The organism is Nocardia sp. NPDC058114 (genome assembly GCF_042884695.1).
Lineage (GTDB): Bacteria > Actinomycetota > Actinomycetes > Mycobacteriales > Mycobacteriaceae > Nocardia.
Map to the genome: position 1 here is coordinate 511,401 of NZ_JBHVTK010000003.1, position 17,687 is coordinate 529,087.

Consider the following 17,687-nt stretch of genomic DNA (forward strand, 5'->3'; position numbering starts at 1 on the left):
CGGCCCGGTCGCCGACCAGGTCGACGGCGCTGTCCCGATCGGTGCGCCGGTCTGGAACTCGCAGGCCTACGTCCTGGATTCGCGCCTGCATCCCGTGGCCGCCGGTGTCGCCGGTGAGCTGTACCTGGCCGGTGCCCAGCTGGCCCGCGGCTACTTCGGCCGACCGGACCTCACCGCCGATCGCTTTGTCGCCGACCCGTTCGGAACCGACGGCGAACGGATGTACCGCACCGGTGACCTCGTCCGCCGCGACGAGAACGGCGTCATCACCTATCTCGGCCGCACCGACTTCCAGGTGAAGCTGCGTGGTCTGCGGATCGAGCTCGGCGAGATCGAAGCCGCGCTCACCGCGCACAACACCGTGACGCAGGCCGTGGTGGTCGTGCGTTCGGACGCTCGCATCGGTGACCAGCTCGTCGGCTATGTCGTCCCCGCCGTGGGCGAGACCGCCGATATCGACGTTCTGCGCGCGCAGCTCGCGGCGCAACTGCCGTCCTACATGGTGCCGGCCGCGTTCGTCGTGATCGACGAGATGCCGCTGAGCGCCAACGGCAAGCTCGACCGTCGCGCCTTGCCCGAGCCGGTGTTCGAGGCGCGCGAGTTCCGTGCGCCGCGCACGCCGATCGAGGAGATCGTCGCCGCCACCTTCGCCGAGGTGCTCGGCCTGTCCGGTGACCGCGCGGTCGGCCTCGACGACGACTTCTTCGACCTGGGCGGCAACTCGCTCATCGCCACCCAGGTGGTCGCCCGCCTCGGTGCCGCCCTCGACACCCGCGTCCCCGTGCGCGCCCTGTTCGAGGCGCCCTCGGTGGCCGCGCTGGCCACCAAGGTCGAGGTCCACGCGGGCAGCGGCAGTCGCCGCGAGCTCGTCGCCAGTGCGCGCCCGGACCAGATCCCGCTCTCGCTCGCCCAGCAGCGCATGTGGTTCCTCAACCGCTTCGACAGCGCGACCGGCGTCAACAACATCCCCCTCGCGGTCCGTCTGACCGGCGACCTCGACATCGACGCCCTGCGCCAGGCCGTCGCCGACGTGGTCGACCGGCACGAGGTGCTGCGCACCGTCTACCCGGAGACCGCCGACGGCCAGGGCGTGCAGGTCGTGCTGCCCGCCGGGCAGATGCCGATCTCGCTGCACCCGATCACCGTCGGCGAGGACGAGATCCGCGATCGCATCAGCGAACTCGTGCTCGCCGGATTCGATGTGACCGCCGAGGTCCCGGTGCGCGCCGAACTGCTGCGCATCGCGGGCTCGATGGACGGCTCGCACCCCGACACCCACGTGCTGGTCTTCGTCGTGCACCACATCTCCGGCGACGGCTGGTCGGTGCGCCCGCTGGCCCGCGACGTGATGATCGCCTACGCCGCCCGCTCGCGCGGTGAGGCGCCCGGCTGGACCCCGCTGCCCGTGCAGTACGCCGACTTCGCCCTGTGGCAGCGCGAAACGCTGGGCTCCGAAGCGGACTCGTCGTCGATGATCGCCCAGCAGGTGGCCTACTGGTCGCAGAACCTGGCCGGGCTGCCCGACCAGCTCGACCTGCCCGCCGATCGGGCCCGTCCCGCCGTCGCGTCCAATCGCGGTGGGGTGCACGAGTTCTCGATCGACCCCGCCCTGTCCGCCGGACTCAATGCGCTGGCCCGCGAACACGGTGCCAGCCTGTTCATGGTCGTGCACGCCGCGTTCGCCGCACTGCTGGCTCGCCTGTCCGGCAGCGACGACATCGCCATCGGTACTGCCGTCGCCGGTCGTGGTGAAGCGGTGCTCGACGATGCCATCGGCATGTTCGTCAACACCCTGGTCCTGCGCAGCGCGGTCGACCCGGCCCAGCCGTTCACCGAGCTGCTCGCGCAGACCAGGGAGAACGACCTCGCCGCCTTCGGCCACGCCGACCTGCCGTTCGAGCGGCTCGTGGAGATCCTCAACCCGGCCCGTTCGCAGGCGCGCCACCCGCTGTTCCAGGTGATGCTGTCCTTCCAGAACACCGGTGAGGCGTCCTTCGAACTGCCCGGCCTCGAGGTCGCGGGCGTGCCGCTGGATGTGGTCACCGCCAAGTTCGATCTGCACCTGAACCTGGCCGATCGTCACCGTGCCGACGGTTCCGCCGACGGCATGACCGCCGAATTCGCCTACGCCACCGACATGTTCGACGCCGACACCATCGCCGTCCTCGCGCAGCGCCTGGTGCGGATGCTGACCGCGGTCGTGGCCAAGCCCGCCCGCGCGATCGGCGAGATCGAGCTGCTGGCCCCGGCCGAATACCGCCAGGTGGTCACCGACTGGAACGCCACCGAGCATCCGGTCGACCAAGCCGCCACGCTGGTGTCGATGTTCGAGGCACAGGCCGCGGCCAGCCCGCGCGCGACCGCCGTGACGTTCGAGGGGACGAGTCTGTCCTACCGCGAGTTCACCGCGCAGGTGAACCGCCTGGCCCGCCACCTCATCGCCCAGGGCGTCGGCCCGGACACCATGGTCGCGCTCGGCATGCGCCGCTCGCTCGACCTGGTGATCGGCATGTACGCGGTGAGCGTGGCCGGTGGCGCCTACGTGCCGCTGGACCCGGATCACCCAGCCGAGCGCACCCACTACGTGCTCGAGACCGCGGCGCCGGTGTGCGTACTGACCACTGTCCGGGACGAATTCGACGCCGGCTCGACCACCGCGCTGAACATCGAACGACTGGATCTCTCGGGTTACTCGGATGCGCCGGTCACCGATGCCGAGCGGATCGCGCCGCTGCGCCCGGAGAACACGGCGTATGTGATCTTCACGTCGGGTTCGACGGGTCGTCCGAAGGGTGTGGCGGTCAGCCACGGTGCGATCGTCAACCGTTTGGTGTGGATGCAGGAGGCTTACGGCCTGACCGAGGCCGACGTCGTTCTGCAGAAGACTCCGGCGACGTTCGACGTGTCGGTGTGGGAGTTCTTCTGGCCCTTGCAGATCGGCGCGCGACTCGTTGTCGCGAAGCCCGATGGTCACCGCGATCCGGCCTACCTCGCCGAGATCATCGCCACCGAAGGCGTCACCACCGCGCACTTCGTGCCGTCGATGATGTCGGTCTTCGTCGCCGAACTGGCCGAATCCGCCGCCGTGGCGCTCGCCGACGGTGCCGAGGTCTCGAGCAGCCTGCGACTGGTGTTCGCCTCGGGTGAGGCGCTGCCCGCGCCGACCGCCCAGCGGATGCGCGCCCTCACCGGCGCGGCCCTGCACAACCTGTACGGCCCCACCGAAGCCGCCGTCGACGTGACCTTCCACGAGGTCACCGATGCCGACACCACCTCGGTGCCGATCGGTGCGCCGGTCTTCAACACCCAGGTGTACGTGCTGGATTCGCGTCTGCACCCCGCGCCCGTCGGTGTCCCCGGCGAGCTCTACCTGGCCGGTGTCCAGCTGGCGCGCGGGTACGTCAACCGTCCCGACCTCACCGCCGACCGCTTCGTCGCCGATCCGTTCGGCGAGGACGGCGCCCGCATGTACCGCACCGGCGACCTCGTCGCCTGGACCGCGGACGGCGAGCTGGAATACCTGGGCCGCACCGACTTCCAGGTGAAGCTGCGTGGTCTGCGCATCGAACTCGGCGAGATCGAGTCCGCGCTCACCGCGCTGCCCTCGATCGCCCAGTCCGTGGTCGTGGTCCGCTCCGACGAGCGCCTCGGCGACCAGCTGGTCGGCTACCTGATCCCGGCGGCCGGTGCCAGCATCGACCTCGATGCCGTGCGCACCGAACTCGGCGGCGCGCTGCCGGCCTACATGGTCCCCACCGCCTTCGTGATCCTGGATGCTTTCCCGCTCAACGCCTCCGGCAAGCTCGACCGCAAAGCACTGCCCGCGCCGGTGTTCGAGGCCAAGGTGTTCCGCGCGGCGTCCACCCCGATCGAGGAGATCGTGGCGGGCACCTTCGGCGACGTGCTCGGCGTGACCCGCGTCGGCGCCGACGACGACTTCTTCGAACTCGGCGGCAACTCGCTGCTGGCCACCCAGGTCACCGCCCGCATCGGTGCCGCCCTGGACACCCAGCTCTCGGTGCGCGACCTGTTCGAGGCTTCGACGGTCTCCGCGCTGGCCGCCCGCGCCGAACACAACGCCGGCTCCGGCCGCACCCGTCCGCGCCTGACCGCGGGGGAGCGGCCCGCCGTTATCCCGCTCTCGCCCGCCCAGCAGCGCTACTGGTTCCTCAACCAGTTCGACACGTCCACCTCCGCGGTCGACAACATCCCCCTGGCCGTCCGCCTCACCGGTGAACTCGACGTGCCCGCGCTCGAGCAGGCCATCGGCGACGTGTTCGCCCGCCACGAAATGCTGCGCACCACCTACCCGGGCTCGCCGGACGGCCCGCACCAGGTGATCCTGCCCGTCTCGCAGAGCCGCGCCGTGGTGCACCACATCGCGGTCACCGAGGCCGAATTGCTCGGTAGCGTCATCGAATTCGCGATGACCACCTTCGACGTCACCCAGGAGGTGCCGCTCAAGGTCGCGCTGTTCGAACTGAACGCCACCGACCACGTGCTCGCGTTCACCGTGCACCACGTCTCCGCCGACGGTTCCTCGATGGGCCCGCTGGCGCGCGACATCATGGCCGCTTACGTGGCCCGTGTGCAGGGTGAGGCGCCGCAGTGGGCGCCGCTGCCCGTGCAGTACGCCGACTACGCGCTGTGGCAGCGCGAAGTCCTCGGCGACGAGACCGATTCCGAATCCCTCGCGGCCAAGCAGGTCGCCTACTGGAGCGAAGCGCTCGCCGGGCTGCCCGACCAGCTCGAACTGCCCGCCGACCGGCCGCGCCCGCCCGCGCAGTCGTTCCAGGGCCAGGCCATCCGCTTCGAGATCGACCCGGAGCGGCACGCGGCCCTGCACGAACTGGCACGGGCGAACAACGCCTCGCTGTTCATGGTCGTGCACGCCGCGCTCGCGGTGCTGCTGGCCCGCCTGTCCGGCACCGACGACATCGCCGTCGGCACCCCGATCGCCGGCCGTGGTGAGCGCGAACTCGACGACCTGATCGGCATGTTCGTCAACACCCTGGTGTTCCGCACCGCCGTCGACCCCGGCGCCTCCTTCGCCGAACTGCTCGCCGACGTGCGCAACCGCGACCTGGAAGCCTTCGCCAACGCCGACGTGCCGTTCGAGCGTCTCGTCGAGGTGCTCAACCCGGTCCGCTCCACCGCCCGCAACCCGCTGTTCCAGGTGGGCCTGTCGTTCCAGAACCTGGCCGACACCACCTTCGAACTGCCCGGCCTGACCGTCAGCGCCGTCGACTACGACTCGCAGCTGGCCAAGACCGACCTGCACGTCACCCTCTACGACCGCTACACCGACGACGGCGCACCGGCCCAGCTGGTCACCGAATTCGGTTACGCCATCGACCTGTTCGACGAGTCGACGGTCCAGAGCTTCGCCGACCGCTTCCTGCTGGTGCTCGACGCGGTCGCCGCCGACGCCACCATCCCGGTCGGCGACATCGACCTGCTCACCACGCCGGAATCCGAGCGGATCGTCAGCACGTGGAACGACACCGCGCACGCTGTCGACACCGACGCCACCCTGGTATCGCTGCTCGATGCGACAGTGGCGGCCACTCCCGAGGCCATCGCGCTGGTCGTGGACGAGCCGGAATCCGAAGCGATTGCCGCCGGTGCCGAATCCGGTAGTGGCACCGCCGCAGTCGGTCGGGTCGTCGCAGGACGCCGCGAGCTGACCTACGCCGAGCTCGACGCCGAGGTCAACCGTCTCGCGCGGCACCTGATCTCGCGCGGGATCGGCACCGAAGACCGGGTGGCTCTTGCCATCCGCCGTTCCGCCGAGCTGATCATCGCGATGTACGCGGTGGCCCGCACGGGCGCGGCGTATGTGCCGATCGACCCGGATCAGCCTGCCGAGCGCACCGACTACATCCTGGAGACGGCCGCACCGGCTGTCGTGCTGACGACGGCGAACGCCGAATTCAGCACGGCGGCAGCCGAAGTGGTGGTCCTCGATGACCTCGACCTGAGCGATGTCAGCGATGCCGCGATCACCGGGCGCACCCTGGTCCCCACGAACACCGCGTACGTCATCTTCACGTCCGGCTCGACCGGCAAGCCCAAGGGTGTGGCGGTCTCGCACGGCGCGATCGTCAACCAGTTGCAGTGGGAGACGGCCGAATTCGGCATCGGTGCCGACGACGCGGTGCTGCTCAAGACGGCCGCCACCTTCGACCTCTCGGTCTGGGAGTTCTGGACCGCCGCCGTCGCGGGTGCCCGTCTGGTGGTCGCCACCGCCGACGGCCACCGCGACCCGGCCTACCTCAACGACCTGATGCGGGGCACCGGCGTCACCACGCTGCATGTGGTGCCGTCGATGCTCGACGCGCTGCTCACCGAATCCGGTGCCGCACTGCCGCGGACGTTGCGCCGCGTCCTCGCCATCGGTGAGGCGCTGCCCGCCGCGACCGCCCAGCGTTTCCGCACGGCCAACACCGCCGCGCTGTTCAACCTGTACGGCCCGACCGAGGCCGCGGTCTCGATCACCAGCCACGCGGTGACCGACGCGGACACGGTCTCGGTGTCGATCGGCGCGCCGGAGTGGAACAGCCGTGTCTACGTGCTGGATTCGCGCCTGCGTCCCGTTCCGGTCGGTGTCTCCGGTGAGTTGTACCTGGCCGGCGCCCAGCTGGCCCGCGGCTACTACGGTCGCGCCGATCTGACCGCCGACCGATTCGTCGCGGACCCGTTCGCGGTGACCGGCGAGCGCATGTACCGCACCGGTGACCTGGTGGCCTGGAATGCCAACGGCGAGTTGGACTACCGGGGCCGCACCGACTTCCAGGTGAAGATCCGCGGCTTCCGCATCGAACTCGGCGAGATCGAAGCCGCGCTGCTGCGTCAGCCCGGCATCACCTCCGCGGCGGTTCTCGCGCACACGGATCCCGTCGTAGGCGATCGCCTGGTCGCCTACGTCGTCGCCGGAACCGCTGCCGACAAGGCCGCGGCAACCAGCGCTGTGAACTCGGCGACCGCTGACGCCGCGACCGAGAGCACCCCGGCTCGCTCGGCTGACCGCGCTGAGCTCGACAAGCTGGCCCTCCGTGCCGCGCTGGCCGCCGAACTGCCGTCGTACATGGTTCCGACCGTGTTCCTGCAGCTCGACGCGCTGCCGCTGAACGCCAACGGCAAGCTCGACCGCAAGGCTCTCCCGGAGCCCGAGGTCGAGAAGGCGGTGTTCCGCGCGCCGGTGAGCCCGAGTGAACAGCTCGTCGCGGCTACCTTCGCCGAGGTCCTTCGTCTCGACGCCGACAAGCGGTTCGGTCTCGATGACGACTTCTTCGCCTGGGGCGGTAACTCGCTGCTGGCGACGCAGGTCGCCGCTCGCCTCGGCGCGGCACTCGATACCCGCATTCCCGTGCGCCTGCTGTTCGAGGCGTCCACGGTGGCCGCGCTGGCCCAGCGGGTCGAGCAGCACGCCGAGACCGGCGATCGCAAGGCGCTGACCGCGGGTCCGCGCCCCGAGCACATCCCGCTCTCGCTCGCGCAGCAGCGGATGTGGTTCCTCAACCGGTTCGACACCCAGTCGGCCGCGTACAACGTGCCCGTCGCGGTCCGCCTCACCGGCGACCTCGACGTGAACGCGCTGCGTGCGGCGGTCACCGACCTGGTGACCCGCCACGAGATCCTGCGCACGATCTACCCGCAGACCGAAGCCGGTGCGGCACAGGTGATCCTGTCGCCCGCCCAGGCCGCGCCGGAACTGATCGAACGCACCGTGGCCGTCGACCAGGTGGAATCGGCTGTGGCGGAACTGATGTCGACGATGTTCGACGTCACCGTCGAGGTCCCGCTCAAGGTGGCACTGTTCCGCGTCGAGAACACCGACGACTTCGTGCTCGCCCTGGTCGTGCACCACATCTCCGGCGACGGTTCCTCGGTCGCCCCACTGACCCGCGACCTGATGACCGCCTACGCGGCCCGCTCCATGGGCTCCGAGCCCGGCTGGGCACCGCTGGCAGTGCAGTACGCGGACTACAGCATCTGGCAGCGTGATCTCCTCGGCAGCGAGGACGACGCCGACTCGATGGCGTCCAAGCAGGTCGCGCACTGGAAGCAGGCCCTCGCGGACCTCCCCGATCAGCTCGACCTGCCCGCCGACCGTCCGCGCCCCGCGGTGCAGACCTTCGCCGGCAGCAAGGTCGACGTCCAGATCGACGCCGACACCCACCGCGCGCTGGTCGAGCTGGCTCGTGCCGAGGGCGCGACGCTGTTCATGGTCGTGCACACCGCCCTCGCGGTGCTGCTCGCCCGCCTGTCCGGCACCGACGACATCGCCATCGGTACCCCGATGGCCGGCCGTGGCGAAGCCGCGCTCGACGACATGATCGGCATGTTCGTCAACACCCTGGTGTTCCGCACCAAGGTCGACGGCGGCGAGGCGTTCACCGAACTGCTCGCCCGCCAGCGTGAAGACGACATCGCGGCGTTCGCCAACGCCGACGTGCCGTTCGAGCGCCTGGTCGAGGTGCTCAACCCGGTGCGCTCCACCGCGCGTCATCCGCTGTTCCAGGTGGGTCTGTCGTTCCAGAACCTCAGCCGCGCCATCCTGGAACTGCCGGGCCTGACGGTCTCGGGCCTCGACATCGCCACCGAGCTGTCGCAGTTCGATCTGCACCTGATCGCCACCGACCGCTACGGCGATGCCGGTGAGCCCGAGGGCATCTCGGGTCTGTTCACCTACGCCACCGACCTGTTCGACCACGCCACGGTCGAAGGTTTCGTGGAGCGTTTCGTCCGCCTGCTCGGCGCGATCGTCGCCACCCCGCGCACTGCGGTCGGCGATATCGAACTGCTGGCCCCGGCCGAACGCACCCAGATCCTCGACGCCCGCAACGCCACCACTTACTCGGTCGACACCGAGGCCACCCTGGTCTCGCTGCTCGACGCGTCCGTGGTCGCCGATCCGAAGTCGACCGCGCTGGTCACCGACGACGGTGCCCAGCTCACCTACGCCGAACTCGACGCGAAGGTGAACCGCCTCGCGCGGCACCTGATCTCGCTCGGTGTGGGCCCGGAGTCCCGTGTCGCGCTGGCGATGCGCCGCTCGGTGGACCTGGTTGTCGCGATGTACGCGGTGGCCAAGTCCGGTGGCGCGTACGTGCCGGTCGACCCCGATCAGGCGGCCGAGCGCACCGGCTACATCCTCGAGACGGCGGCACCGGTCTGCGTGCTGACCAACGCCGAGTTCGCCACTGATGTCGCACCGGTCGTGCGGATCGACGAGCTCGACCTGGAATCGATCGGCGCCGCACCGATTTCCGATGCCGAGCGCACCGAGCCGTTGCGTCCGGAGAACACCGCGTACGTGATCTTCACGTCCGGTTCCACCGGCCGCCCGAAGGGTGTCGCCGTTCCTCACCGATCCATCGCCAACCAGCTGCAGTGGAAGCTGATCGAGTTCGGCATGGACGCCGCCGACGCGGTGCTGCTCAAGACCGCCGCCACCTTCGACCTCTCGGTCTGGGAGTTCTGGTCGGCCGCGGTCTGCGGTGGCCGCCTGGTGATCGCCTCGGCCGACGGCCATCGCGACCCGGCTTACCTCAACGAGCTGATGTCGCGCGAATGGGTCACCACCCTGCACGTGGTGCCGTCGATGCTCGACGCGCTCATCACCGCGGGAATGCCCGATTCGCTGTGGCGGGTCCTGGCCATCGGTGAGGCGCTGCCGGGTTCGCTGGCCCAGCGCTTCCGCGCCGAGTTCAGCCGTACCGAGCTGTTCAACCTGTACGGCCCGACCGAGGCCGCCGTCTCGATCACCTCGCACCGGGTGAACGCCGCCGACCAGGTGTCGGTCTCCATCGGTTCGCCCGAGTGGAACAGTCAGGTCTACGTGCTCGACGAGCGTCTGCGCCCGGTGCCCGACGGGGTCGCCGGTGAGCTGTACCTGGCGGGCGCGCAGTTGGCTCGCGGCTACTACGGTCGCCCCGACCTGACCGCCGATCGCTTCGTGGCCAACCCGTTCACGCCGGGCACTCGCATGTACCGCACCGGTGACCTGGTGGCCTGGCACAACCGCGAACTCGACTACCGCGGCCGCACCGACTTCCAGGTGAAGATCCGCGGCTTCCGGATCGAGCTCGGCGAGATCGAGGCCGCGTTGCTCGCGCTGCCCGAGATCGCCCAGACCGCGGTGATCGCCAAGTCCGATCCGCGCACCGGTGACCGTCTGGTCGCCTACCTGGTCGGCTCGGATATCGAGGTGGCACAGGTCAAGTCGACGCTGGCCGCCGGTCTGCCGTCGTACATGGTGCCCGCCGCGTTCGTGGTGCTGGACGCGCTGCCGCTGAATGTCAACGGCAAGCTCGACCGCAAGGCGCTGCCGGAGCCGGAGTTCGAGGCGCAGACCTTCCGCGCGCCGTCGACCCCGATCGAGGAGATCGTGGCCGGCGTGTTCGCCGATGTTCTCGGCGCCGAACGCGTCGGTGCCGACGACGACTTCTTCGCCCTCGGCGGCAACTCGCTGCTGGCCACCCAGGTCGCGGCCCGCCTCGGCGCCGCCCTGGACAGCCGGGTGCCCGTGCGCCTGCTGTTCGAGGCGTCGACGGTGGCCGGGCTCGCGGTGAAGGTCGAGCAGGGCGCGGGTGCCGGTGGGCGTCGCGCGCTGGTCGCCGGTCCGCGCCCGGATCAGGTGCCGCTGTCGCTCGCGCAGCAGCGCATGTGGTTCCTGAACCAGTTCGACACTGCCTCTTCGGTGAACAACATCCCCGTCGCCGTTCGCCTGTCGGGCGCGCTGGACGTGGCGGCGCTGCAATTGGCCGTCGCCGATGTGCTCGCACGGCACGAGACCCTGCGCACGGTGTACCCGTCGACCGACGGCACGCCGCACCAGGTGATCCTGCCGGTAGAAGGCAACGTCCCGGATCTGACGCCGGAAACCGTTGCTCCCGAACAGGTTCGCGACAAGATCGCCGAGCTGATCACCACCGGTTTCGACGTGATCGACGAAGTTCCGTTGCGTGCGAAGCTCATGCAGGTCGCCGACGAGGAATTCATCCTTGTCTTCGTGGCCCACCACATCAGCGCCGACGGTTGGTCCATGGGCCCGCTGACCCGCGACGTGATGATCGCCTACGCCGCCCGTGCCACCGGTGAAGCACCGGGCTGGGCGCCGATGCCGGTGCAGTACGCCGACTTCAGCGTCTGGCAGCGCGAGGTGCTCGGCGCCGAGACCGACGAGACCAGCCTCATCGCCCAGCAGGCCGGCTACTGGAAGCGCGCGCTCGCCGGTGTTCCCGACGAGCTGAACCTGCCCCTGGATCGCCCGCGTCCGAGCACGCAGTCGTTCGCCGGTGGCCGGGTGCTGTTCCCGATCGGCGGCGACATCCACGCCGGACTGTCCGCCATCGCTCGCGAGCAGAACGCGACGCTGTTCATGGTCGTGCACACCGCGCTGGCGGTGTTCCTGGCACGCATGTCGGGCACCGAGGACATCGTCATCGGCACCCCGATCGCCGGCCGCGGCGAAGCCGAACTCGACGACGTGATCGGCATGTTCGTCAACACCCTCGCCCTGCGCACGCAGGTCGGCGGACAGCTCACCTTCGCGGAGCTGCTGACCCAGGCCAAGGAAGCCGACCTGGCCGCCTTCGCCCACGCCGACATCCCGTTCGAACGCCTGGTGGAACTGCTCAACCCCGAGCGCTCCACCGCGCGGCACCCGCTGTTCCAGGTGGCGCTGTCGTTCGAGAACCTGCCCGACGCCGGCTTCGAGCTGCCCGGCCTGTCGGTCTCGGCCGTCGACTTCGACGTCGACACCGCCAAGTTCGACCTGCTGCTCACCGTGCGGGAAGCCGCAGCTGGTGATGACGCGGGCGCCTACGCCGAGTTCTCCTACGCCAGTGCGCTGTTCGACCAGTCGACCGTGGAGAAGTTCGCGCAGCGCTTCCAGCGACTGCTCGCCGAGGTCGTCGCCGACACCACCACCCCGGTCGGTGACCTCGAACTCCTCGACAGCGCCGAGCGCACCGAACTGCTCACCCGCACAGGCGGTCCCGCCGCCGCGGTGAGCACCCTGCCGGAGCTGCTGGCCCAGGCCGTGGCAACGAACCCGACCGGTCAGGCCATCGTGGCGCCGGGCGAGTCGGCCTCGCTGACCTACGCCGAGCTCGACGCGGCGTCTTCGCGCCTGGCACGGGTGCTCATCGCGCGCGGTGCGGCACCGGAGACCGTCGTCGCCATCGCCATGCAGCGTTCGCTCGACACGACCCTGGCCATCTGGGCCGTCAGCAAGACCGGCGCGGCGTTCCTCCCGGTCGACCCGAAGTACCCGGCCGAGCGCATCGCGCACATGATGTCGGACTCCGGTGCGGCACTGGGCATCACGGTGTCCGCCGAGGCCGACCACCTGCCGACGCCCGTGCTGGGCGACTGGCTGACCCTCGACGACGCGGCCACCGAGGCCGAGGTCGCCGCACAGTCCGACGCCCCGATCACCGAGGCCGATCGCCGTGGTGAAGTCCGCCCCGGCAACACGGCTTACATGATCTACACCTCGGGTTCGACGGGTCTGCCCAAGGGCGTCGTCGTCACCCATGCCGGTGTGCCCAACTTCGCCGCCGCCCAGGTCGCGCAGTTCGGTCTCGACAAGAACGCGCGGACCCTGGCGTTCGCGTCACCGTCGTTCGACGCGTCGATCCTCGAGTTCCTCCTGGCCGTCGGCTCGGCGGGCACCCTCGTGATCACACCGGTCGGTGTGGTCGGCGGCGAGGAGCTGGCCGACATCATCGCCGGCGAGCAGCTGACCCATGTGTTCCTCACCCCGCTGGTCGCGGCGTCGATGGAACCCGCGGCACTGGCCGGGCTCGAAGCGCTGATCGTCGGTGGCGACAAGGCTCCCGTCGACCTGGTCGCGAACTGGCACAGCGCGGGTACCGACCCGGCGCTGCACCGGTTCTACAACGCCTACGGTCCCACCGAGGCGACCATCGCCACCAACCTGTCCGATCCGCTGCTGCCGGCCGACACCATGAACATCGGTGGCCCGATCGCGGGCGCGACCGTGTACGTGCTCGACAGCCGCCTGCGCCCGGTCCCCGAGGGCGTGGCCGGTGAGCTGTACCTCGGCGGTGTCCCGCTGGCGCGCGGCTACCACGCGCGCCACGGCCTCACCGCCGAACGTTTCGTGGCCAGCCCGTACGTGGCAGGCGAGCGCCTCTACCGCACCGGTGACGTCGTCGCCTGGCGCACGGTGCACGGCAAGCCGGTCGTGGAATACGTGGGCCGCAACGACTTCCAGGTGAAGATTCGCGGTTTCCGCATCGAACTGGGCGAGATCGACGCGGTCCTCACCGCGCACGACAACGTCGAGTTCGCCGCCACCATCGGCCGCAAGACCGACGCGGGCGCCACCATCCTGGTGTCCTACGTCCGCGGCAACGTGGATCCGGCCGCCCTGGTCGAGTACGCGGCGCAGCACCTGCCCGCGCACATGGTGCCCGCCGCCGTGATGGTCCTCGACGAGATCCCGCTGACCCCCGCGGGCAAGCTCGACCGGCGCGCACTGCCGGAGCCGGTCCTCGCTCCGCGCGAGTTCCGCTCGCCGACCAGCGAAATCGAGGCGATCATCGCCACTGTCTTCGCCGAAGTGCTCGGCGTGGACGCCGTGGGCCTGGACGATTCGTTCTTCGCCCTCGGCGGCGACTCGATCCTGTCCATCCAGCTGGTCTCACGGGCCAAGGATCGCGGCGTGCTGTTCAAGCCGCGTGATGTGTTCGACAAGCGCAGCGTGGCAGGGCTTGCCGAGATCGCCGTGCTCGCGGGCGACGCCGAACAGATCGTGCTCGAGGAACTGCCGGGCGGCGGTGTCGGCGATATCCCGATGCTGCCGATCATGCGCCAGATTCTGGCGAGCGGTTCCACCTACGACCGGTTCTCCCAGTCGATGGTGCTGCGTCTGCCCGACAACATCACCGCCGATGTCCTGCACGCCACCATCGGCGCGGTCTTCGACCACCACGATGTGCTGCGCTCGCGAGTGGCGAAGGACGCCGCGAACGGGTGGATCTTCGAGGCTCTGGCACCGGGCGAGGTCGACGTGACCACGCTCGTGCGCCGGGTCGAGGTCGCCGGTGACATCGCCGACGATCAGCTGTCCAAGCTGGCCAGCGTCGAATACGACGAGGCCATGGGCCGTCTCGACCCCGCGAGCGCCGCCATGGTGCAGTTCGTCTGGTTCGCCTTCGGTGAGCCCGCCGAAGGTCCGCGCCGGCGCGACGCCCTGCTCATCGTCGGCCACCACTTCGTGATCGACGGCGTCTCCTGGCGCATCCTGATCCCGGATCTCGGCATGGCCTGGGGACAGATCGCGGCGGGCCAGCAGGTGACGCTGCCGGTCAACGGCACCTCGATGCGTCGCTGGGCGCACAGCCTGGTCGAGCAGTCGACCGATCGTCGCGCGGAACTGCCGTTCTGGCGCGAGGTGTCGGCCACCGTCGATCCGCAGCTCGGCGCGCGGGCCTTCGACCCGCAGGTCGACACCTTCGCCACCGTCGACCGGGTACAGGTCACCCTCTCGCCCGAGGTCACCGACGCGGTCCTCACCGCGATCCCGGGCCTCTACCACGGCGGCGTCAACGACGGTCTGCTCACCGCACTCGCGCTGGCCGTATCCCGTTGGCGTGGAGACGAATCCGGCACCGCGGCCCTGATCAAGCTGGAAGGCCACGGCCGCCAGGAAGAGATCGTGGCCGGTGCGGATCTGTCGCGCACCGTCGGCTGGTTCACCACCGCGTTCCCGGTCCGGCTGGACCTGGGCGGTGCCGACCTCGACGACGCGTTCGCCGGTGGCGCCGCGCTCGGTGACGTCATCAAGTCGGTCAAGGAGCAGATGCTCGCGGTGCCGGACAAGGGCATCGGCTTCGGCATGCTGAAGTACCTCGACGGTGCCGACCTGCCGAGCGTGGGCCAGATCAGCTTCAACTACCTCGGTCGCGCGACCGCCGGTGAGATCCCGGCCGAACTCGCCGAACTCGGCTGGGTGCCGGTGGCGGATCTGGGCCAACTCGACGCCGAGATGGACCTCGACATGCCCGCCAACGCGACCCTCGACATCAACGCCATCGTCAACGACGGCGACGAGGGACCGCAGCTCGGCGCGAACATCGCGTTCCCGAAGGGTCTGCTCACCGCCGACCAGGCACAGGAGTTCGCTGATCTGTTCGTGGCCGCGCTCACCGCGCTCGCCACGCACGCCCAGCGGGTCGACGCGGGTGGCTTCACCCCGTCCGACATGTCCCTGGTCCGGGTCGGCCAGTCCGACCTCGAGCTGTGGGAGCGCGACTACCCGGCGCTGTCGGAGGTGTGGCCGCTCTCGCCGCTGCAGGCGGGCCTGATGTTCCACGCCATGCTCAGCTCGGCGACCGTCGACGTCTACACCGTGCAGGCCGTCCTCGACCTCACCGGCACCCTCGACACCGAGCGCCTGCGCGGCGCCGCCCAGGCCGTGCTCGACCGGTACCCGAACCTGCGGACCGCGTTCGTCACCGATTCGGCCGGTCAGCCGGTGCAGGTGGTGCTCTCCGAGCTCGAGGTGCCGTGGCGTGAGGTCGACCTCACCGACCTGCCCGAAGACGAGCGGATGCCGCGCATGCGCCAACTGCTGCAAGCCGACCAGGCGAACCAGTTCGACATGGCCACCGCGCCGCTGATCCGCTTCGGTCTCTACAAGATCGACGAGGAGCACTCGCACCTGGCGATCACCGTGCACCACATCCTGGTCGACGGCTGGTCCATGCCGCTGCTCATGCGTGACCTGCTCGTGCTCTACGCGGTGCACGGTGACCTCACCGCGCTCCCGCGCGTGGCGTCCTACCGCAACTTCCTGTCCTGGCTCTCGGGCTGGGATCGCGAAGTGTCGCTGCAGGTGTGGGCCGACGCGCTGGCCGGGGTCGAAGGTCCCACCCAGCTCGCGCCCGCGCCGCGCACCGAGGAACGCTACGAGCTCGGCAAGGTCATCGTCGAGATCGACAACGACCGCACCCGGGCGCTCGGCAAGTTCGCCGGCGAGCTCGGGGTCACCGTGAACACGATGCTGCAGACCGCGTGGGGCATCGTCGTCGGTCGCCTCACCGGGCGCGACGACGTGGTGTTCGGCGCGACCGTCTCGGGTCGCCCGGCGGAACTGCCCGGCGTCGAGTCGATGGTCGGCCTGTTCATCAACACCCTGCCCGTGCGCATCCAGATCGACGACCGGATGACCGCGGAGAAGCTGACCCAGCGAGTGCAGTCCGAGCAAGCCGAGCTGCTCAGCCACCACTTCGTCGGTCTGTCCGACATCCAGCGGGTGGCGGGCATGGGCTCGCAGTTCGACACGCTGGTGGTGTTCGAGTCCTACCCGATGGACAAGGACGCCGTCACCGCGGCGAGCTCGATCGACGGCATGCAGGTCACCGGTGTCGGCCTCGACGACGCGACCCACTACCCGCTCACCCTGGTGGTGATGGCCGAGTCGACCATCGAGATCACGATGAAGTACCTGACCAGTACCTTCACCGCCGACGAGGTCCGCACGCTGTCGCAGCGCCTGCTGCGGGTGCTCGACGAGCTGCTCGACAACCCGTCCGGTCTGGTCGGCGACATCGACATCCTCGATGCGAGCGAACGCGCTCAGCTGCTCGCCGATTCCGGTGTGACAGCCGCTGTTTCGGCTCCGGTTGTTTCCGGTGTCGGCGCGCAGACGGTGGCCAAGATCCTCGCCGAGGTCGTCGAAGCCGATCCGCAGGCTCCGGCGTTGCTGCGCGGTGACAGCGAAATCGCCTACAGCGCACTGGATCGCAAGTCCTCCCAGCTGGCCCGGGTGCTCATCGCGCGCGGTGCGGGTCCCGGCGACGTGGTCGCGATCTCGCTGCCGCGCAGCGTGGATTCGGTCCTGGCCGCCTGGGCGGTCCAGAAGGCGGGTGCCGCGGTGCTGTTCGCGGGCGAACTCTCCGGCGTCGAGATCGCCGCCGCGGGAGCTCTTTTCGGGATCAGCGCGTCGCCGGTCGCCGGGGTGGCGGGTCAGTGGCTGATCCTGGCCGACGTCGAGGACGAGATCGCCGCGGCCGCGGCCCATCCCGTCTCCTACGCCGACCGCGTCCGCCCCCTGGCCGAGGACCACCCGGCCTTCGTGCTGGTCTCGGGCGAGAACACCACGGCCCTGGCCCAGTCCGACGCGGTGGCCCTCGCCGAGCGCCTGCGCGATGAACACGCCATCGACTACGAAGGCACCACCTACACCACCCACGCCTCCGGCCCGGCCGCGGTCCAGGAATTCCTGGCCTCGTCCACCGCGGGCGCCCTGTCGGTCCTGCCCGACGCCTCGGTCGAAGACGACCTGGCCGAGGGCGAGGTCACCCACTGGTTCGTCGTGGCAGGCGATCCGACCGACGCGGCCGAGGGTGAAGTGACGGTGATCGTCGCCGAATAGTCCGCCGCTACTCGCCTACCGGAGCGCTCGGTAGGCGAGTAGTTGTGGCGCAGGTGCCCTCGTCGGCCCTATCCTGGGTGCAGGAACAAGGGGAGGGCCTATGACCGATCAGCACGACGACCAGACCGATCCACGAGCGCAGTGGCGACAGCTTCCGCCCGCTCCCGCGGAGTGGATCGAGGAAACCCCGGCCAACACCCAAGCCACCGATCTCGGACTCCCCGCGATCGACCTCACCGAGGAATTCGTCCGCAAGTACGGCCTGTGATGT

2 protein-coding genes (1 of these 2 only partly in view) are annotated in these 17,687 nt (G+C 69.8%); both read left to right on the forward strand.

Translation table 11 applies throughout. The features are described from left to right. Nucleotides 1–17,416: the final stretch of a non-ribosomal peptide synthase/polyketide synthase gene (locus ACFVVI_RS14835; protein ID WP_387445768.1), read on the forward strand. Its footprint begins 26,594 nt before the window's first position; the window shows 17,416 of its 44,010 coding nt (coding positions 26,595–44,010); the start codon falls outside the window, past its left edge; it ends in the stop codon at nucleotides 17,414–17,416. Between the two features lie 100 nt (nucleotides 17,417–17,516). Continuing rightward, complete coding sequence (locus ACFVVI_RS14840) at nucleotides 17,517–17,684, forward strand: hypothetical protein (protein WP_378990843.1); 168 nt, start codon at nucleotides 17,517–17,519, stop codon at nucleotides 17,682–17,684. Nucleotides 17,685–17,687: the final 3 nt, after the last annotated feature.

Bases quoted from the DNA above. Each gene is read 5' to 3' on its own strand.
- ACFVVI_RS14840 (WP_378990843.1), top strand. From the start codon at position 17,517: ATGACCGATCAGCACGACGACCAGACCGATCCACGAGCGCAGTGGCGA.